We start from the raw sequence: 17,438 nt of genomic DNA on the forward strand, positions 1-17,438 counted from the left end.
CGCCCGGCCGCTTGCCGCGGTTGTCAGCTAAAACAAAGGATCCCCGGCGCAATTGCCGGGGATCATTTGTTTGTGAAATATATATGCGCCGCAAATATGACTTTATCGTTGAGCGGCGTATGGCCGGTTTCAGGTCACTAATTTGCGGACCAGGCGGGCGCCCTGTGCAAGGGAAAGCCCCGGCAGGTAGGCGCGCGTCAGCGCCCTCCCGATGGCAGGCAGGTGCAGCGGGTCCTGGTAGTACAGGTACAGGGCCCGGTACTCGGGCTTGAACCGGGATTTGAAGGCTGCCAGGGAGCGGAAGCCATAGACGGGCTCAAGCGCGTGCCCCACCAGGTCCAGGATCCTTACGAGGTTCTGCGCGCCCTCGTCGGCCGCGGCTGCGTCTTCCTCCCTTTCGGCGTCCCCTGCTGCGTCCCCTTGGGCTGCATCCTCCGGACGGCTCGCCAGGGGCGAGCCGGACAGCGAGATCATGTCCACGGAATCGCGCAGCTCAAGGACAGCCGAGGCGATCAGGAACTCCATGACGCCGGGAAAGCCCTCACTGCCCCTGCGCATAACGTCCAGCGTCCGGCTGACCAGCCGCCCGCCGTCGTACACCGGAAGCCAGCTGGTCACGCCGTGGACCGCACCGTTGCCGTCCACGGCCAGGCAGCAGAGGACTTCCTCGTCATCGAGTTCGTCCACTCCCCCAAGCGTGAAGCCCATTTCGGGAACGGATTTGCTTACCGCCCATTCCTCGGACACTTCGTTCAACCGGGACCGTAGTGCGGCCGTCAGCGAATGGTATGAGCCCCAGACCGCGTGCACCCCCAGCTTGGCGGCACGGTTCAGGGCCGTCCTGACGTTCTGCCATTCCTTTCCCTTGAACTCCAGCTGGTCCAGCGCAAGACGCGTCTCCTGGGCCACGGCCACCCGGGAGAAGCCACGTTCCCTGAGCGCCGGCCACAGCGTGTCGTCGCAGGAATACAGCGCGGGGATCAGCGCCTGGCTGCGGCAGTAGTCCAGGAAACCCTCCGTCACGCGCTGCTCCGCCTTGCGCTCCCCAAAGGCGCCGCCCAGGGTCAGTGCCACCGTCCCGTGCTGCTGGAAGGCCATGGCACCCGCCCCGTCCGGGCTGAACCAGTACGTGTTGGGCTCCCACAGCGCCATCCAGGACAGCGGGCCGCCGCCCTGGTGGAGCAGCTGCCGCGCGCGGTCGCGGTCCTGCTTACCGAAGTTCAGGCCGTGGTGCCGGCTCACGAGTACCCACCACACGGCCACCAGGGCCACGAGCCAGAAGATTGGCCCCGAGTAGGCGAACAGGAGGGCTTCGGCGCTGTCCTGTTCCGGGAAGACCCGGCGGAAATGCTGGGGTATGGGCACCGGAACATACTGCCGGGCCAACTCCGCGAAAAGGCCCAGCAGCCCGCCGTCGCGGGCCAGGCCGCCGGACGAGAACCAGGCCACGGTGTAGGAACTGGCCAGGACAAGCCATGTTCCGCAGACCACGGCCCCGAGGGTGCGCCGGGCACCCGGCCGGGTCTGCACGCGGAACTGGCGGCGGTTCAGCCACAGGACCACCGCAAGCAGCAGGGGAACAACCACGAGTGGAAGGACGTGGGCGAAGGCCGAGGACAGCGGCGTTGCATGCGTGCCCTGGAGGCGCGAGGGAACCAGGGCGAACAGGGCCAGGTAGACCGCTGCCAGCGCCGTGACAGCCAGCTGGATGGCCAAGGCGATGTTAAGCGCGAGCCGGCGGCCCCGGCGCATGCCGTCCGCGCAGATCAGCAGCAGGATGACCGGCACCACTGCCAGCGCCAGGCCGAACGGTCCGGCGAATCCTGCCCTGCCTGTTTCGAGGCAGGAGGCATCAACGGTGGCGCCACAGTTGAACACGAGCTGGCTGAGCGTGGGCATCGGACTCAGCACGACGTCCCGCAGGAGTGCCAGCGGGCCGGTGGGTGCGCGGGTGATTCCCGTCAGGATGGGGCCCACGGCAAAGACGGCAACGGTGAGGGCCAGGAGGTTCCTGGTCTCGCGGCCGGTGGACCGGTGGCGATGGAGCCGTCCCTGGTCCCCCTGGATCCACCAGCCTGCCAGGAGGCCAAGAAGGGCACCGATGAGCCCAATAATGGTCTCGGCGTGACCTACGTAGAGGACCAGCAGGATCGAGATGGACAGCACCACGGTACGGAGCCGTCGCTGCCACAGCAGCGTGATCCGCGCACTGGCGGCAAGGCCCGCCGTCAGCACCGGCGCATAGGGCCCGATGAGGCTGTCATTCACCATTTTGTCCAGCCAGCCGTCCCCCACGTACCCCGCCAGCTGGGTCACCAGGAGGAACACCGTGACGGCGGCAAACTGCCCGCCAAAGAAGAGTCCGACGGCGGCACGCCGGCCCAGCTTGCGCTCGGCGAGTCCGAGCAGCAGGACAATCATCAGCGACGCGGTGAGGTAGGCCAGCGGGTTTGTGGCGAAGAACAGGCTGGTGAAGAGCGACCACCACTGCCCCTCGCGCAGGCCAGGCCCGCTGACGGACGCCAGCCCCAGGAGTTGCTCGGGCGGTCCATCCAGGAAGCTCCCGGTCAGTGCGGCGGCCGCCAGGAAGGCAACCACCACGCCAAGTGTGAAGGGCATCGATTTCAGCGTGCCCAGTGCCTGCTGGACGGCCGGGCGCCCGACGGCGGCCCACATCAGGACGACGGTACGGTCCGGTTTCCTGGTGCTCACCACTGCAGGCCCCATTGGCTGCCCAGGAACTGCAGTGCGTCCGCAAAGCGCTTGGACGAGGTATCCCAGGAGTGACCGGTGTGCTCCACCTCGTGTGCCTGCACGGTGAAGCCCGCGTTCTCTGCCGCAGCGGCCAGTGTCCGGAGGTTCCCCACGAACTCCGGATCGTTTTGGCCTGCCGTAAGGTACATGCCACTGGACTCGAACCGTTGGTGTTTCATGATCTCCAGTGGAGTCTGCTTGGTGAATTCTTCGGGGTTTCCAGGAAAGGCGGCGTCGATGGTCTTCTGCCGTTCCTTGGCAATGGCGGGTTCGGCCTCGCTGGAAAATGCCAGCACGTCCGCGTAGATGTCCGGATGCCGTGTTCCCATCTGCACTGCGCAGGTGCCGCCGAAGGAGAACCCGCCCACGGCCCAGTGGCTGTGGTTGGTGTCCACCGCCAGGGTGGAACTGATCCAGCGGGGCACGTCCTGGGACAGGTAGGTGTCTGCCTTGGCGATGCGGCTGTCCATGCACATGGTGTTTGCGGACTGCGATCCGTTCGGGTCCGGGATGACCACCACGGGGGCCACCCCGCCGTGTGCGGCGGCGAATGAATCCATATGGCCGCGGATTGCGCCACCGGTGAGCCAGTCCGCCGGGCCGCCGGGCTGCCCGGCCACCAGTACCAGCACGGGCAGCGCCGGCCTGTTGGCAGCAAAATAGGCAGGGGGAAGGTAGATGAAGGCATCCCGCGTGGCCATTCCCGAGGCTGTTCCCGGGATAGCGGACTTCCGCAGCTCGCCTCCGGCCGGCAACTCCCCCTCGGGCTTCCAGCCCTGGAGCGGGACACCGTCAGATTCGCCGGCGTGCCGCATGACGTCCTGCTCGAGGACCGGTATCCGGGCCAGGGCCGTTCCCAAAAGGTCGCTTACCGTCCTGTTCAGGCCAAAGTAGGCGTTGATCTGGATTGCTGAGAGCAGTACCACCAGCAGCGCGGCGAGGATTCCGGCCCCGCGTCCGCGCCAGCCCGTCCTGGACAGGCGGAGCAGGCCCAGGAGGACTGCCGCCACTCCGGGGACCAGCCACAGCAGTACCGGATTCGGCAGGTCCTCCGGGAAAACAGTGAAGACATTGATGAGGGCCCAGTGCACCGTGGCCACCAGCGCGAACGCGGCGGCGGCAGCAAGGAGGATGCGCAGCGCCCAAGTCCGGGCCCGGTGCACGGAAGTCATGGAGGCACGCCGGGGCGGCACCAGGAGATAGGCTGCGCCGCCAACTCCCAATACCAGGACGGTTCCATACAGTGGTCCGTCCGTGAGCCGGATGTCTGAAAACCAGTCCACGCCGGCTAGCGCCAGGTCCCCACGCCGATGACCGGACCCGCTTCCAGCCAGGAGGAAAGACCCGTGTAGGCGTCGAATTTCATGGCGAAGTGGAGGTCCTGCCCCTCGTACCGGAGTTCGACGATCACCACATCCGGCTGAACCTTGACGGCTTCAGCTTCGGTGGGTTTCCTGCGCCCCAGGAGCTCCAGGGAGCTGCGTTTGAAGGTGTACTTGGGCCGGACGCTCAAGGAGATGAGCCTGAACCATTCAAGGTCGTTGTCCTGATAACGACAAACCCCCATCTGCCAGCTGTTTCCAGCTACGCAAATGGAGGCGTCCACCGTGCCGAGGGCACGCCGCAGGTTGAAGCGGCGCACCCCCGAAAGGCACAGTGCAAAGATCAGCAATCCGAACGCGATTGCCAGTGCGATGAACGAAATACCCGGTGCGTCCATCAAGGTCGTGCTAGCGGATCCCAGCGGTAGCCGAGCCGCCCAGCTGGGCGTTGTCAGCAACGATAACCACGCGGTTGTTGTCAACGGAGAAGAATCCACCGTCCACATCTACCGCAATACGGTCCCCGGATACCGGCTGGATTGCCAGTTCACCCTCGGCCAGGATCGCCAGCAGGGGCGAGTGGCCGGGCAGGATTCCGATTTCACCATCGCTGGTGCGGGCCTTGACCATCTTGGCCGCTCCGGACCACACAAAGTGGTCCGCTGCGACAATCTCAACCTCAAGCTCAGCCATATTACTTGGTCTGTTCCTGGATCTTGGCCCACTGGCGCTCAACGTCATCGAGGCCGCCAACGTTGAAGAAGGCCTGCTCTGCGATGTGGTCGAGTTCGCCGTCGCAGATGGCTGCGAAGCCTTCAACGGTGTCCTTGATGGAAACCGTGGAGCCCTCGACGCCGGTGAACTGCTTGGCGGTGTAGGTGTTCTGCGACAGGAACTGCTGGATGCGGCGTGCACGCGACACGACGATCTTGTCTTCCTCGGAGAGTTCATCGACACCGAGGATGGCGATGATGTCCTGGAGTTCCTTGTTCTTCTGCAGGATCTGCTTCACACGGACAGCCGTGTTGTAGTGGTCCTTGCCGATGTACTGGGGATCCAGGATGCGGGAAGTCGACGTCAGCGGGTCAACGGCCGGGTACAGACCACGGGAGGCGATTTCACGGGAAAGTTCCGTGGTCGCGTCGAGGTGTGCGAAGGTCGTGGCCGGAGCCGGGTCGGTGTAGTCATCTGCGGGAACGTAGATGGCCTGCATCGAGGTGATGGAGTGGCCCTTGGTGGAGGTAATGCGCTCCTGCAGGAGGCCCATCTCATCCGCCAGGTTGGGCTGGTAGCCCACGGCCGAAGGCATGCGGCCCAGCAGCGTGGAAACCTCGGAGCCTGCCTGGGTGAAGCGGAAGATGTTGTCGATGAAGAGCAACACGTCCTGGTTCTGCACATCGCGGAAGTACTCCGCCATGGTCAGCGCGGACAGGGCCACGCGCAGGCGCGTTCCCGGCGGCTCATCCATCTGGCCGAATACAAGGGCGGTGTCCTTGAGGACGCCTGCCTCTTCCATTTCCACCCAGAGGTCGTTGCCCTCACGGGTACGCTCGCCAACACCGGCGAACACGGAAGTACCACCGAAGTTGCGGGCAACACGGGTGATCATTTCCTGGATCAGAACGGTCTTGCCCACGCCGGCGCCGCCGAACAGGCCGATCTTTCCACCCTTGATGTACGGGGTGAGGAGGTCGATGACCTTGATGCCGGTCTCCAGCATCTCGGTGGAACCTTCGAGCGAAGCGAAGCTGGGAGCCTTGCGGTGGATGGGCCAGCGTTCGCTGACATCCAGCTCGGACTCGGCAACGTCCAGGGGCTGGCCCAGCACGTTGAAGATGTGGCCCTTGACGCCGTCACCAACGGGAACGGAGATCGGGGCACCGGTGTCAACGACGCCGGTGCCGCGGACCAGGCCGTCGGTTGCCTGCAGCGAGATGGCGCGGATGAGGTTGTCGCCGAGGTGCAGCGCAACTTCGAAGGTAATGGTCTTGGTCTCACCGTTGAGAGTGATCTCGGTGGTGAGGGCGTTATAGATCGACGGGATTGCGTCAGCCGGGAATTCGACGTCGACAACCGGGCCGATTACGCGCGCAATACGGCCGGTTGCACCGGACGTTGCGGCTACGTGTTCGGTAGCAGTGGCAGTCATCTCTCTCACTTCATTCAGTAGATGGCGTGGGGTTAAGTCTATCTGTGGTGTTGCTGGTTCCGCGGAACCGAGGGTCGGGAGGCTACGACGCGAGGGCGTCGGCACCTGCAACAATCTCGGAGAGCTCCTGCGTGATTTCGGCCTGGCGGGCTGTGTTGCGCAGGCGCGTGTACTTCTTGATCAGGTCCGTTGCGTTGTCGCCTGCGGACTTCATCGCCCGCTGGCGGGCTGCAAGCTCGGAAGCTGCCGCCTGCAACATGGCTGCGAAGATACGGGATTCGATGTAGCGCGGCAGCAGGGCGTCAAGGACACGCTCCGTCTCCGGCTCGAACTCGTACAGCGGCAGGAGCTCCGATTCGGAAGCAGCCTGTTCTTCCACTACTTCCAGCGGGAGCAGGCGGATGACCGTCGGCTCCTGGGTAACCATGGACTTGAAGCGGGTGTAGACAACGTGGATTTCGTCCACGCCGCCCTCTTCGAAGTCAGTTGCGAAATCTGACAGCAGCGCCTCGCCGATTTCACGGGCGGTGGCGAACTCTGGAGCGTCGGTTCCTCCGGTCCAGACCCGCGCATATTCGCGGTTCCGGAATTCGAAGTACGCCTGGGCCTTGCGGCCCACGAGGTAGGTCTTGACTTCCTTGCCTTCGTCGTGGAGCAGCTCGAAGAGACCTTCCGCCTGCTTGAGCACACTGGCGGAGTAGGAACCTGCCAGGCCACGGTCCGAGGTAATTACCAGGACGGCGGCACGGCGGATCTGCTCCGGCTCAGTGGTCAGCGGGTGGTCGATTTCGCTTTGGCTGGCGACAGCAGAAACGGCGCGCGTGATCGCGTTCGCGTAAGGCAGTGAAGCTGCTACGCGCGCACGGGCCTTCCCGATGCGCGAGGTAGCGATCAGTTCCATCGCCTTGAAGATCTTGCGCATCGACGTGGTCGAGCTGATCTTCTGGCGGTAGACCCGGATCTGGGCTCCCATACTTATCCTTTCCTAACATTCCGTAGCCGGGTGTGCCGGACCCTGGGGCCCGGCACACCCGGCGATGCGGAACTAGCGCTTCTGCTTGACGATCTTTTCCTGGTCGACTTCGCCCTCGGAGATAGCGTCATGCTCCTCGTGGCCGGCGCCTACCAGGTGGTTGTCACCCTCGCCGAAGAAGCCCTTCTTGAAGTCCACGATTGAGGACTTCAGAGCGGCAACGGTGTCATCGTCCAGTACGTTGGTCTGGGCCAGCGTGGTCAGGATCGAGGACTTGTGGCGGAGGTGCTCCAGGAACTCGGCTTCAAAGCGGCTGATGTCCTCGACCGGGACGTCATCCAGGTAACCGTTGGTGCCGGCCCAGATGGACACAACCTGGTCCTCGACCGGGAACGGCGAGTACTGGCCCTGCTTGAGCAGTTCCATCAGGCGGGCGCCACGGGTCAGCTGCTGGCGGGACGCTGCATCCAGGTCGGATGCGAACATCGCGAACGCCTGCATGTCGCGGTACTGGGCAAGGTCCAGCTTCAAGGTACCGGAGACCTTCTTCATGGACTTCACCTGGGCGGCACCGCCAACGCGGGACACCGAGACACCCACGTCAACAGCGGGGCGCTGGTTGGCGTTGAAGAGGTCCGACTGCAGGAAGATCTGGCCGTCGGTGATGGAGATGACGTTGGTCGGGATGTAGGCGGACACGTCGTTCGCCTTGGTCTCGATCAACGGCAGGCCCGTCATGGAACCGGCACCGAGCTCGTCGGAGAGCTTGGCGCAACGCTCCAGAAGGCGGGAGTGCAGGTAGAAGACATCGCCCGGGTAGGCTTCGCGTCCCGGCGGGCGGCGGAGCAACAGCGACACGGCGCGGTATGCCTCGGCCTGCTTGGACAGGTCATCGAACACGATCAGGACGTGCTTGCCGCCGTACATCCAGTGCTGGCCAATGGCCGAGCCCGCGTACGGTGCCAGGTACTTGAAGCCTGCGGGGTCGGACGCGGGAGAGGCCACAATGGTGGTGTACTCAAGCGCGCCGTTGTCCTCGAGGGTCTGGCGGATGGCGGCGATGGTGGACGCCTTCTGGCCAATGGCGACGTAGATGCAGCGGACCTGCTTGGTGACATCGCCCGAAGCCCAGTTGGCCTTCTGGTTGATGATCGTGTCGATCGCGATGGCGGACTTGCCGGTCTGGCGGTCGCCGATGATCAGCTGGCGCTGGCCGCGGCCGATCGGGATCATCGCGTCGATGGCCTTCAGGCCGGTCTGCATCGGTTCGTGAACCGACTTGCGCTGGGTCACGCCGGGCGCCTGAAGTTCCAGGGCACGGGTGGTCTCAGCCTTGATCTCGCCCAGGTCGTCCATGGGCTGGCCCAAGGGGTCAACCACGCGGCCGAGGAAGGCGTCGCCAACCGGAACGGACAGAACCTGCCCGGTCCGGTGCACTTCCTGGCCTTCCTCGATGCCCTGGAAGTCACCGAGGATAATGACACCGATCTCGCGGACGTCAAGGTTCTGGGCCAGGCCCAGCGTGCCGTCTTCGAAGCGAAGAAGCTCGTTCGCCATGACCGAGGGAAGGCCCTCAACACGGGCGATGCCGTCACCTGCGGTCGTTACACGGCCAACCTCTACGCGCTCTGCGTTTCCGGGTTCGTAGGACGCCGCGAACTCGTTCAACGCATTACGGACGTCGTCGGCGTTGATGGTCAATTCGGCCATCTGCAGTCCCTGCTCTCCTGTTTGTGATCACCGCAAACGGTGACCGGGGTTTCTATCAGTTTGGTTGTGCTTGTCCGGCTAGCCGGTCAGCTGGCGTTGCAGTTCGCCCAGCCGGGAAAGGACGGAAGCGTCGAGCACTTCGTCTCCCACCTGGACGCGGATTCCGCCAATGAGCGACGGGTCAACGTTGACGTTGACCTTCAGTTCCCGCCCGTACAGGGCATTCAGGCCCGCCTGGAGGCGTGACTGCTGCGTCTGCGACAAGGGCCGGGTTACGCTGACCGTTGCAATCCAGCGCTGCTGCCGCTTGGCCGCCAGTTCGGCGAACCGCTCCACAAGCCTGGTGGGCTTGATTCCGCGTGGCTGGCTGACTGCCTGCGTAATGAGGACTTTTGCTTCCTCACTGACGCCGGGCACCAGCCTCTCTGCAAGGGCAGCCTTCGCGGCGGAGCTTGCCTGCGGTTCGGACAGAGCACGTTGTACCTCGTGGTTGGAGGCAACAGCCTGGTTGAAGGAAAACAGGTCGTTTTCCAGCTCCTCCAGGCCAGTGATTCCGGAGGCAGAAACGGCCGACTTGTTTTCAGCAACGGAAATGACCACCGTTGCGGCAAGAGTCTCGAGTGCATCGCCGATGTCACGCGCCGATGCCCAGCGTGAGCTGGCCAGACCGGCCGCGATCTCAGCAGCATCAGCGGAGACTTTTCCGCCAACCAGCTGCCTCACCAGCGCCGACTTTTCGTCACCGCTGCGGGAGGGGTCAGTCAGGGCACGGCGCAAGCCAGCCGAGCTGTCCACCATTCCCAGAATTCCGAAGAGTTCCTTTGCCAGCTGCAGCGACGCCGTGGGAAGCTTCGCTTCCAAAGCGCCAAGGGCTGTTGCCAGCGATTCGCTCGATACGCCTGCCATTACTTAGCTGCACCTGCGTTCTGGGACTCCAGATCTGCCAGGAAGCGGTCCACTACCCGTGCTGCGCGTGCGTCGTCGTCGAGGGACTCGCCCACGATGCGGCCGGCAAGGGTGGTGGCCAGGGTGCCTACCTCAGAGCGCAGGGACACAACGGCCGCCTGGCGCTCGGACTCGATCTGTGCGTGGGCCTGCGCGGTGATGCGGGCAGACTCTGCTGCCGCCTTCTCCTTGAGATCCGCGAGGATCTGGGCACCTTCGGCGCGGGCTTCCTCACGGATGCGGTTGGCTTCGGTGCGGGCGTCGGTCAGCTGCTGCTTGTACTCTTCGAGTGCAGCAGACGCCTCAGCCTGGGCCTTTTCAGCCTTGGCGATGCCGCCTTCGATGGCCTCGGCACGCTCTGCGAAGGTCTTCTCGAACATCGGGACAACAAACTTGACCACGATGAAGAAGAGGATGGCAAAGCCCACGAAGACAACCAGCATTTCCCAGCCATTGGGAACAAGGGGGTTGACGTCGCCTTCAGCGGCGGCTGAGATGATCAGCTGATGCATATTTCACCCGTCCTTATCTACTCGGTTCTGAATGTTCGCTGAAGTTCTGAAGGTTTACTTGAGAACGAAAGCGAAGACCAGGCCCAGGATGGCGAGTGCTTCGGTCAGGGCCAGGCCAAGGAATGCGATCGGCTGCAGGACGCGCTGGGCTTCCGGCTGGCGTGCAACGCCGTTGATGTAGGCAGCGAACACGAGACCCACACCGATACCACCGCCGATAGCCGAGAGGCCATAGCCGATGAGGTTGAGGGAGCCGTTGATGGAGCCTTCCATTTTTTTTCCTTTCAAGATGCCACTTGTGTGGCAGGTTGTTTGGGTTGCTTCATCCCCGCGAGGGGAAGACTGTGGTGTGCCGCCGGAGCGTGCTGCCCGGCCGGTGAGCCTAGTGGCTGTCGGCGTGCAGTGCGCCTTCGATGTAGATCGCGGTCAGCAGCGTAAAGACGTAGGCCTGCAGGACCATGATCAGGGCTTCAAGCATGTACATGGCAATGGCACCGGCAAGAACCAGGATTGAGGTTCCCTTCAGCAGGACGTTCTCCTGCATGATGAGGTACTCGATGCCGGAACCGGCGATCATCACGATCAGGTGGCCGGCGAGCATGGTCGCGAACAGACGGAGGCTGTGCGTGACGGGCCGGACAACGAAGTTGGAGATGATTTCGATCGGAATGACGATCGGCAGGATGTACCACGGCACGCCCGAGGGGACGGTGGCCAGCTTGAAGTACCGCAGGCCGTTCTTCTTGACGCCGATGGCGATCCAGGTGACGTAGACCAGGCCTGCCAGCACATACGCTCCACCCACGTGCGAGAACGTGGGGAGCTGGAACACCGGAATGGCGCCGTAGATGTTGTTGACCAGGATGAAGAAGAACAGGCTGAACAGCAGGGGGACGTACTTGATGAAGTCCCTGCCGCCGATGATGTCCTTGGCAATGCCGTTGCGGACGAAGCCGTACGCGGCTTCGCCGGCGAACTGGAGCTTGCCGGGTACCAGCTGCTGCTTGCGTGCGGCGAGCACGAAGAAGACGGCGATAAAGACGACAGAGAGGAGGACCAGCAGCATCTGCTTGGAGAATCCTTCTGCGGCACCCCACGGCAGGATTGCCGGCAAATGCATTTCGTTAATACCAGGAGGAGTGAACTCTCCTGAATCTTGGGCCGGGAGCGCAAGCGCGATCAACGCGTTTCCTCTCTGCAGTGTCCATCATTGGGCGTTGGGCGGGGTCCGGCAGCCTGACAGCCTGCTGTTCCCCCTGTGAAATTATTTGGCATTATCTTCTCCGTCCTGGGACGGTGCGCTGGGAGCATGGCGCCCATCAGCATTTTTGCGGGAACTGGTGAGGCCATGCATGTGGGAAAGGTAGAAACCTCCGACGGCTCCAAGCAGAGCGCCTGCGAGCACAATCCAGCGCGTTCCCCACAGATAATCCAGTCCCCACCCTATCAAACTCCAGACGATGATTCCGCCAATGATGTAGCTGAATACAGCCATTCCAGCGTTGTAGCCGCCATCGGTGGATGCGTCGGAAGAAGCCGGCGTGGAGCCGTTGGAGCCGCGTTTGCCGTCGCCGTCGCCTGCGGTTTTTTTCGAATCACGCATCGGATGATCCCCTGTCTTCAGGATCGTTGTAGATCTGGAGGCGTGCCCTGCTGAAGCCGTGGATCTCCGCGGCCTGCCACAGGACGACGGCAACGACGGCACCGATGACGAACCAGCGGCCGTGCAGCCATTCCGGAGCCCCGATGACGAACAGGACAACGGCGAAGCCAACTACCTTGATGAAGTAGGTTGCTACGAACATCCCGATCGCACCCGAGGGGTTGCGGCGTCCCACGAAGTGCCCCACCAGCAGGCTGATGCCAAAGAAAAGCATCACCAGCAGGCCACCAAGGAAACTGGACACCGCCCCGGTTGCCCCGTTGAGGATTCCGGCCGGGATTGCGCACACCACAAGTCCGGCCGTCGCGGCAATCGAACTGCGCTTGAGCAGGTTCAGCCAGAGCGAACGGGTGGGACCGGACGTACCAACGGGTCCATTGCCGGAGGCAGGTCCGGACTCGGCGTTGGAGGTCATGCGATCCAATCGTCGGCACCACATGGCAGATCGCCAGGAGGCAGGGGGTGGAGTGGCAGCTTGGGCTGCCCCTAAATTCTACACGAGATAGAAATAATTCAGAACCGCCGTTACGCCGCGGTTTCCCCATTGCCGCGGGACAGGTACGGCCACGCTGTCACCAGTCCCATGACCAGCGTCGCGAAGATGTCCACGGCGAGCACGATGTGCCAGGGGAAGACAGCGAACGCCAGGCCGCCGAAGGAGAGCACGGCGGTCCACAGGTACATCAGGACCACCGCGGTACGGTGCGAATAGCCGATGTCCAGCAATTTATGGTGCAGGTGTCCGCGGTCCGCCGACCAGGGCGAACGCCCGCGGGCCGTCCGCCGGACGACCGCCAGACCGAGGTCCAGCAGCGGCAGGAAGAGGACGGCGAAGGGAAGCAGGATGGGGATAATGGTGGAGATACCGTTGGCACGGTCGTAGAGGCCCGAGGTGATCTGCCCCGTGGACACGACGCCGGCCGAGGCCATGAGGAGCCCAATCAGCATGGCGCCGGAGTCCCCCATGAAGATCTTCGAGGGAAAGAAGTTGTGCGGCAGGAAGCCAAGGCACCCGCCCACCAGCACGGCCGTAATGAGCGTAGCCAGGTCTGAATAGTCCAGCAGGACTGCGTTCCGGTGGACCCAGTAGGCGGTGATGAAGAACGCCGTGCCGCCGATGATGGCCACTCCCGCGGCGAGGCCGTCCAGCCCGTCAATGAAGTTGAAGGCGTTCATGGTGGTGACGATCAGTCCGGCCGTCAGCACTATCCGCAGTGTTCCGTCCTGGAGGTAGATGGGTTCAGGTACCCAGGGGACGATGGTCATCTGGACACCCCAGATGGCCACTGTCAGTCCGGCGGCGCTCTGGCCGATCAGCTTCACCCACCAGCGGATGTCCAGCAGGTCGTCCGCCACGCCCACCAGGACGATGACCGCTGCTCCTGCCAGGACACCCCACGGTGAAAAGTTGTTGCGGTAGATGTCCTTGACGAAGAAGGACTGGCTGGCAACGACCAGCGCCACCATGACGCCCAGGAAGATTGCCACCCCGCCCAGCCTGGACACCGGCGTGGAATGCATGTCGCGGCTGCGGATGGGCAGGTGCAGCTCAAGCCGGTGCCCCACGATGCGGGCGCCCCAGGTGGCCCCGTAGGAGACAATGGCGGCGGTGAGCCCCATGAGCAGGTACATGATCATGGGACGGCAACCGCTTCAAGGGTGGTGGTGCCAAAGCCGCTCGGCCGATGTGGCAGCCGGTTGGGGGTGGGTGGGCTCACGGGCCGGGAATCTGTTCTTCGATAAATGAAACTTCTCCGTCGCCGAGCGCGCAGCAGGCAGTGCGCACAGACGTACGCGCAGCGCCTTACAGGGCTGTATTACAGTGGACTCTAGTCAAAGATACTAGTGCCAACGGCACCATGGCTCCGCGCCACACGGGCGCACAACAGGCGGGGAACTCCCTTGCAGCCATGCTGAAAGGACCCCCATGACCCCCCGCATTGCGGTTGCCGCCGTGACTTTCGACCGGCCGAAGGAACTCTCCGTCCTGTTGGATTCGATCAATGCCCAGAGCCGGCACGTGGACACGATTTGCCTGGTGGACAGCGGCACCACCCCGGCCGCGGATGTGGCAGCGGCGCACCCCAACGTGGACTATGTGCGCTCGGAAGCGAATCTGGGCGGCGCGGGCGGATTTGCGCTTGCCGCGCTCAAGGCCGTCGCCAGCGGTGCCCGCTGGATCTGGATGATGGACGACGACGCCGAGTAAGCAGATCCGGAATGCCTCGCCACGCTGCTTCGTGAGGCTGAGGCACGCGACCTGGAGGCGGTGGTCCCTTTGGTCACGGCGCCCGGCCATCCCGACCGGCTGTCCTTCTTCTTCCGCCTGGACGGCAAGGTCACGCACGACAGGGCCGAGGTGGAGAAACGAGGCTTCCTGCCGGACGACGGCCACTTCTTCAACGGTGCGCTGATCCGCTCCGACGTGTTCTTCAAGGTGGGCCTGCCGGACATGCGCCTGTTCATCCGCGGCGATGAAGTTGATTTCACCATCCGGCTGCGCAAGGCCGGGATCCGCTTTGGCACCGTCACCACCACGGCCATTACGCACCCGCACGCCTTCGGGGAAACGCAGCACGTCTACGGCGCCCGCTGGCACGTGATCGTCCCGGACTCCGCCTTCAAGCGTTTCTACTATTACCGGAACCGGGGCTACCTGATCCGCCGCTACTTCCGGGTGCGCTCGTTCGTGGCCGACGTCGGCGGGTATCTGGGCTACTTTCTGCAGCGCCGCGACCTTTCGGGCTTTCTGGGGTGGGCACATTCGTTCACCACCGGCCTGCGGGGCAAGGGCTTCGCTCCGTTGGAGGACCAGAAGTTCTAGGCGAACCCTGCCGCTGTTTGCCGCGCTCCGCTGCTTCCGGCCCCGGTTACCTGTTCAGGCCCGGTTTTCCGAGCCTCCGGGCGGCCAGGAGCCACAACAGGACCCAGGGCTCCCCCAGCACGCGGTAGGCCACGCGGCGGGGATGCAGGAGCAGGCGCCACGCCCACTCCAGGCCCATCCTGCCCAGCCACCGGGGGGCCAGCTTCTGGACGCCGGCCAGCTGCTCGATGGCGCCGCCCACGGCGCAGTACACGGCAGGCGGCATCTCAGCCAGCCGCCGCTGCAGCACTTCCTCCTGGAGCGGCATGCCCAGGCCAAGCAGGACAAGCTGCGGCTGTTCCCGGTGCAGCCAGGCAACGGCTGCCTCCTCAAGCGCAGGACCCCATCCTTCACCGGGAAAGCCTGACACGCGGGCGCCCGGAACGATGTCATTCAGCCTGCTGACTGCCCCCGCGTTCGCCTCCGCACCCGCACCGATTACGGCAATCCGTTCAAGGCCGCGCACTTGGTCCAGAGCCGGCAGCCAGTCCGTTGAACCCAGCCGGTAATCCATGACGGGGCCTTCGGCGTTGCCGGTCCTCCCCCACAGCCACAGCACGGGTGCGCCGTCCAGGAGCACGACGTCGCTGTCCTCGTAGAGGCGGCGGAATCCGTCGTCGGACAAAGCCAGCGTGACGCTGTGCAGGTTGTGGCCCAGGACGGTACGGGTGGAGCCATCCGCAACGAAGCTGCTCAGTTCCGCCACCAGTTCGGGGACGCGCAACGGCGTGGCGTGGACGTCCAGGACAGGAATCTGCTGGCGGTCCAGCGCCATCAAGGCTGCTGGTTCCCGGCCGGCGTGGTGGATTCCGCGGCCGGCCCGGTCACGGCGGACGACCCGGACGCCTCAGGTGCGGCCCCGCCGTCGTCCTGTACATCGGCTGCGCTTGACTGGCCTGTGCCCGGCTGCCCGGCGCCAGTTGGCTCACCACCAACCTGCTCACCGCCGGCTTCCTCTTCGGCCATGGGGATCTCTCCCAGGCCCAGGACGCCGGGGACGTGCCCGCGGAGCTGGTCCAGGCTCACTGCCCCGTTGCGCACCACGCGCAGGATGGGACCGGTGGCATCCACAATGGTGGACGGCACGCCGGCTTCACCCTCCACGGGGCGCTGGCCGCCCTCCAGGTACACCTCCACGGAATCAGCAAGCTGCTCCCGGGCGGCAGCTGCGGTCTGGGCCGGGGCGTGTCCGGTGCGGTTTGCGGAGGACACGGCAAGCGGGCCGGTCAAAGTCAGCAGTTCCAGGGCCACCTCGTCGGCAGGCATCCGCAGGGCCACGGTCCCCTTGGTTTCGCCCAGGTCCCAGTCCAGGGACGGCTGTGCGTGCAGGATCAGCGTCAGGCCTCCGGGCCAGAAGGCCTCGGCGAGTTTCCGTGCGTCAGCCGAGACCTCGGTGGCCAGGCCGTCCAGGGCGTTGATCCGCGGAATCAGGACGGGCGGGGGCATGGTGCGGCTGCGCCCCTTGGAAACCAGCAGCATGGTGACGGCCTGGGGCGAGAACGCGTCCGCGCCGATCCCGTAGACGGTGTCCGTGGGGAGCACGACGCACTTCTTCTCGCTGATCGCGCGCTGGGCGTGTTCCAGGCCCCGGGCCCGCTCGTCGTCGATGGTGCAGTCATAAGTTGTGGTCACTGGCCCATTCTTTCATTCCGTGCGGAGTCCCCCACGAGCACGGCGCTGGTGGCGCGCTCCTTGCCGTTGAGGTCCAGGTGCGTTGTGATGGCTGTCCAGGTTCCGGTCCTTGCAAGCATGGCGGCGATCCAGCCGGCCTGGACTTCTGCGTGTTCCATGACGAAGTAGCCGCCCGGCCGCAGCAGCCGGGCAGCGGAGGCCGCTGCCGCCGTCGGAAGTTCCATGCCCTCCGCTCCCCCGCCGTACAAAGCTTCCGGCGGATCGTGCAGGGCTACTTCGGGTTCGTTGGGGATGGCTTCGGCGGGGATGTACGGCGGGTTGGAAACCACGACGTCGACGCTTCCGTTAAGCTCCGGGAAGGCGTCGCGCAGGTCGCCCAGGACAAGGTTGACGCCCAGCGGCGCCAGGTTTTTCGCCGCCCAGGCGTGCGCGAACGGGCTGAATTCGACAGCATGCACCTCGGCTCCGGGAAGTTCGGAAGCGAGCGAACCGGCGATGGCACCGGACCCCGTGCCAAGGTCCACCATGCGGGGACTGCGCATGCCGCGGACGTGGTCGATGGCCAGCTGGACCACCGATTCGGTCTCCGGACGGGGAATAAAAACCCCCGGCCCCACAGCCAGCTCCAGGTAGCGGAAATGCGCCACCCCGGTGATGTGCTGCAGCGGGATCCGGCGCGCACGTTCGGCCACCAGCTCGCCATACCCCTGCGGTGCGGGAGTGTCGCCAAGCATCAGGGAGCGCAGGCGTCCCAGCCCGACGTTCAGGAGATGGTCCGCCAGGAGCTCCGCGTCGGCGCGGGGGCTGGGGACCCCGGCCTCAGCCAGCAGTGCGGCAGCCTCACGGACAGCTGCAGCCAGTGTCTGGGTCTGGGCAGGCACCGCGGAGGTGGGCTCGGTCATGGGTGGCAGCTTC

17 protein-coding genes and 1 pseudogene are annotated in these 17,438 nt (G+C 64.5%); 1 reads left to right on the forward strand and 17 read right to left on the reverse strand.

The features are described 5' to 3' along the window. Window positions 1-129: 129 nt before the first annotated feature. The 14 genes from NMQ03_RS13285 to NMQ03_RS13350 all read right to left on the reverse strand — a co-directional run bounded on the left by NMQ03_RS13285 (window position 130) and on the right by NMQ03_RS13350 (window position 13,666). Window positions 130-2,676, reverse strand: coding sequence for a bifunctional lysylphosphatidylglycerol flippase/synthetase MprF (locus NMQ03_RS13285; protein ID WP_255175611.1), 2,547 nt, complete (start codon window positions 2,674-2,676; stop codon window positions 130-132). A 32-nt stretch (window positions 2,677-2,708) separates the two neighbouring features. After that, window positions 2,709-4,037, reverse strand: coding sequence for an esterase family protein (locus tag NMQ03_RS13290; protein ID WP_255172583.1), 1,329 nt, complete (start codon window positions 4,035-4,037; stop codon window positions 2,709-2,711). A gap of 5 nt (window positions 4,038-4,042) precedes the next feature. Then, entirely contained in the window at window positions 4,043-4,474 is a 432-nt protein-coding gene (locus NMQ03_RS13295) for a DUF2550 domain-containing protein (protein ID WP_159631651.1), read from the reverse strand. A 10-nt stretch (window positions 4,475-4,484) separates the two neighbouring features. Then, window positions 4,485-4,769: a F0F1 ATP synthase subunit epsilon gene (locus NMQ03_RS13300; RefSeq protein ID WP_018760117.1), complete on the reverse strand. Its 285-nt coding sequence runs from the start codon at window positions 4,767-4,769 to the stop codon at window positions 4,485-4,487. A gap of 1 nt (window position 4,770) precedes the next feature. Further along, window positions 4,771-6,225 carry a F0F1 ATP synthase subunit beta gene (gene atpD, locus NMQ03_RS13305; RefSeq protein WP_255172584.1) on the reverse strand — a complete coding sequence of 485 codons (1,455 nt, stop codon included), beginning with the start codon at window positions 6,223-6,225 and terminating at the stop codon, window positions 4,771-4,773. 82 nt (window positions 6,226-6,307) lie between these two features. After that, entirely contained in the window at window positions 6,308-7,198 is an 891-nt protein-coding gene (locus NMQ03_RS13310; protein ID WP_255172585.1) for a F0F1 ATP synthase subunit gamma, read from the reverse strand. Window positions 7,199-7,270: 72 nt separating this feature from the next. Continuing rightward, window positions 7,271-8,908: a F0F1 ATP synthase subunit alpha gene (gene atpA / locus NMQ03_RS13315; RefSeq protein WP_141160059.1), complete on the reverse strand. Its 1,638-nt coding sequence runs from the start codon at window positions 8,906-8,908 to the stop codon at window positions 7,271-7,273. Window positions 8,909-8,986: 78 nt separating this feature from the next. Continuing rightward, window positions 8,987-9,814, reverse strand: coding sequence for a F0F1 ATP synthase subunit delta (locus NMQ03_RS13320; protein WP_255172586.1), 828 nt, complete (start codon window positions 9,812-9,814; stop codon window positions 8,987-8,989). Further along, complete coding sequence (locus NMQ03_RS13325; RefSeq protein WP_175316623.1) at window positions 9,814-10,365, reverse strand: F0F1 ATP synthase subunit B; 552 nt, start codon at window positions 10,363-10,365, stop codon at window positions 9,814-9,816. The genes NMQ03_RS13320 and NMQ03_RS13325 overlap by 1 nt, the downstream gene beginning before the upstream one ends. Before the next feature lie 54 nt (window positions 10,366-10,419). Continuing rightward, window positions 10,420-10,638 carry an ATP synthase F0 subunit C gene (atpE, locus tag NMQ03_RS13330; protein ID WP_003804776.1) on the reverse strand — a complete coding sequence of 73 codons (219 nt, stop codon included), beginning with the start codon at window positions 10,636-10,638 and terminating at the stop codon, window positions 10,420-10,422. A 109-nt stretch (window positions 10,639-10,747) separates the two neighbouring features. Continuing rightward, the gene (gene atpB, locus NMQ03_RS13335) at window positions 10,748-11,548 is read right to left on the reverse strand and encodes a F0F1 ATP synthase subunit A (RefSeq protein WP_159631646.1); all 801 of its coding nucleotides are present in this window, start codon (window positions 11,546-11,548) and stop codon (window positions 10,748-10,750) included. An 81-nt stretch (window positions 11,549-11,629) separates the two neighbouring features. After that, window positions 11,630-11,968 carry an AtpZ/AtpI family protein gene (locus NMQ03_RS13340; protein WP_255172587.1) on the reverse strand — a complete coding sequence of 113 codons (339 nt, stop codon included), beginning with the start codon at window positions 11,966-11,968 and terminating at the stop codon, window positions 11,630-11,632. Beyond that, window positions 11,961-12,443 carry a hypothetical protein gene (locus NMQ03_RS13345; protein WP_255172588.1) on the reverse strand — a complete coding sequence of 161 codons (483 nt, stop codon included), beginning with the start codon at window positions 12,441-12,443 and terminating at the stop codon, window positions 11,961-11,963. The genes NMQ03_RS13340 and NMQ03_RS13345 overlap by 8 nt, the downstream gene beginning before the upstream one ends. Window positions 12,444-12,553: 110 nt before the next feature. Continuing rightward, on the reverse strand, window positions 12,554-13,666 hold the full coding sequence (locus NMQ03_RS13350; protein ID WP_255172589.1) for an MraY family glycosyltransferase: 1,113 nt from the start codon (window positions 13,664-13,666) through the stop codon (window positions 12,554-12,556). 289 nt (window positions 13,667-13,955) lie between these two features. Between NMQ03_RS13350 and NMQ03_RS13355 the strand changes: the two are divergent. Next, window positions 13,956-14,852 (forward strand): annotated as a pseudogene (locus tag NMQ03_RS13355) (glycosyltransferase). A 46-nt stretch (window positions 14,853-14,898) separates the two neighbouring features. Here the strand turns inward: NMQ03_RS13355 and NMQ03_RS13360 are convergent. The 3 genes from NMQ03_RS13360 to prmC are packed head-to-tail and all read right to left on the reverse strand — an operon-like array spanning window position 14,899 to window position 17,425. After that, on the reverse strand, window positions 14,899-15,666 hold the full coding sequence (locus NMQ03_RS13360; RefSeq protein WP_255172590.1) for a WecB/TagA/CpsF family glycosyltransferase: 768 nt from the start codon (window positions 15,664-15,666) through the stop codon (window positions 14,899-14,901). Continuing rightward, entirely contained in the window at window positions 15,666-16,523 is an 858-nt protein-coding gene (locus tag NMQ03_RS13365) for an L-threonylcarbamoyladenylate synthase (RefSeq protein ID WP_255172591.1), read from the reverse strand. The genes NMQ03_RS13360 and NMQ03_RS13365 overlap by 1 nt, the downstream gene beginning before the upstream one ends. Continuing rightward, window positions 16,520-17,425, reverse strand: coding sequence for a peptide chain release factor N(5)-glutamine methyltransferase (gene prmC, locus NMQ03_RS13370; RefSeq protein ID WP_255172592.1), 906 nt, complete (start codon window positions 17,423-17,425; stop codon window positions 16,520-16,522). The genes NMQ03_RS13365 and prmC overlap by 4 nt, the downstream gene beginning before the upstream one ends. Window positions 17,426-17,438 lie beyond the last annotated feature (13 nt).

The organism is Arthrobacter sp. DNA4 (assembly GCF_024362385.1).
Classification (GTDB): Bacteria; Actinomycetota; Actinomycetes; order Actinomycetales; family Micrococcaceae; genus Arthrobacter.

Bases quoted from the DNA above. Each gene is read 5' to 3' on its own strand.
- NMQ03_RS13285 (WP_255175611.1), bottom strand. From the start codon at position 2,676: ATGTGGGCCGCCGTCGGGCGCCCGGCCGTCCAGCAGGCACTGGGCACG.
- NMQ03_RS13295 (WP_159631651.1), bottom strand. From the start codon at position 4,474: ATGGACGCACCGGGTATTTCGTTCATCGCACTGGCAATCGCGTTCGGA.
- NMQ03_RS13300 (WP_018760117.1), bottom strand. From the start codon at position 4,769: ATGGCTGAGCTTGAGGTTGAGATTGTCGCAGCGGACCACTTTGTGTGG.
- atpD (WP_255172584.1), bottom strand. From the start codon at position 6,225: ATGACTGCCACTGCTACCGAACACGTAGCCGCAACGTCCGGTGCAACC.
- NMQ03_RS13310 (WP_255172585.1), bottom strand. From the start codon at position 7,198: ATGGGAGCCCAGATCCGGGTCTACCGCCAGAAGATCAGCTCGACCACG.
- atpA (WP_141160059.1), bottom strand. From the start codon at position 8,908: ATGGCCGAATTGACCATCAACGCCGACGACGTCCGTAATGCGTTGAAC.
- NMQ03_RS13320 (WP_255172586.1), bottom strand. From the start codon at position 9,814: ATGGCAGGCGTATCGAGCGAATCGCTGGCAACAGCCCTTGGCGCTTTG.
- NMQ03_RS13325 (WP_175316623.1), bottom strand. From the start codon at position 10,365: ATGCATCAGCTGATCATCTCAGCCGCCGCTGAAGGCGACGTCAACCCC.
- atpE (WP_003804776.1), bottom strand. From the start codon at position 10,638: ATGGAAGGCTCCATCAACGGCTCCCTCAACCTCATCGGCTATGGCCTC.
- NMQ03_RS13340 (WP_255172587.1), bottom strand. From the start codon at position 11,968: ATGCGTGATTCGAAAAAAACCGCAGGCGACGGCGACGGCAAACGCGGC.
- NMQ03_RS13345 (WP_255172588.1), bottom strand. From the start codon at position 12,443: ATGACCTCCAACGCCGAGTCCGGACCTGCCTCCGGCAATGGACCCGTT.
- NMQ03_RS13350 (WP_255172589.1), bottom strand. From the start codon at position 13,666: ATGATCATGTACCTGCTCATGGGGCTCACCGCCGCCATTGTCTCCTAC.
- NMQ03_RS13360 (WP_255172590.1), bottom strand. From the start codon at position 15,666: ATGGCGCTGGACCGCCAGCAGATTCCTGTCCTGGACGTCCACGCCACG.
- prmC (WP_255172592.1), bottom strand. From the start codon at position 17,425: ATGACCGAGCCCACCTCCGCGGTGCCTGCCCAGACCCAGACACTGGCT.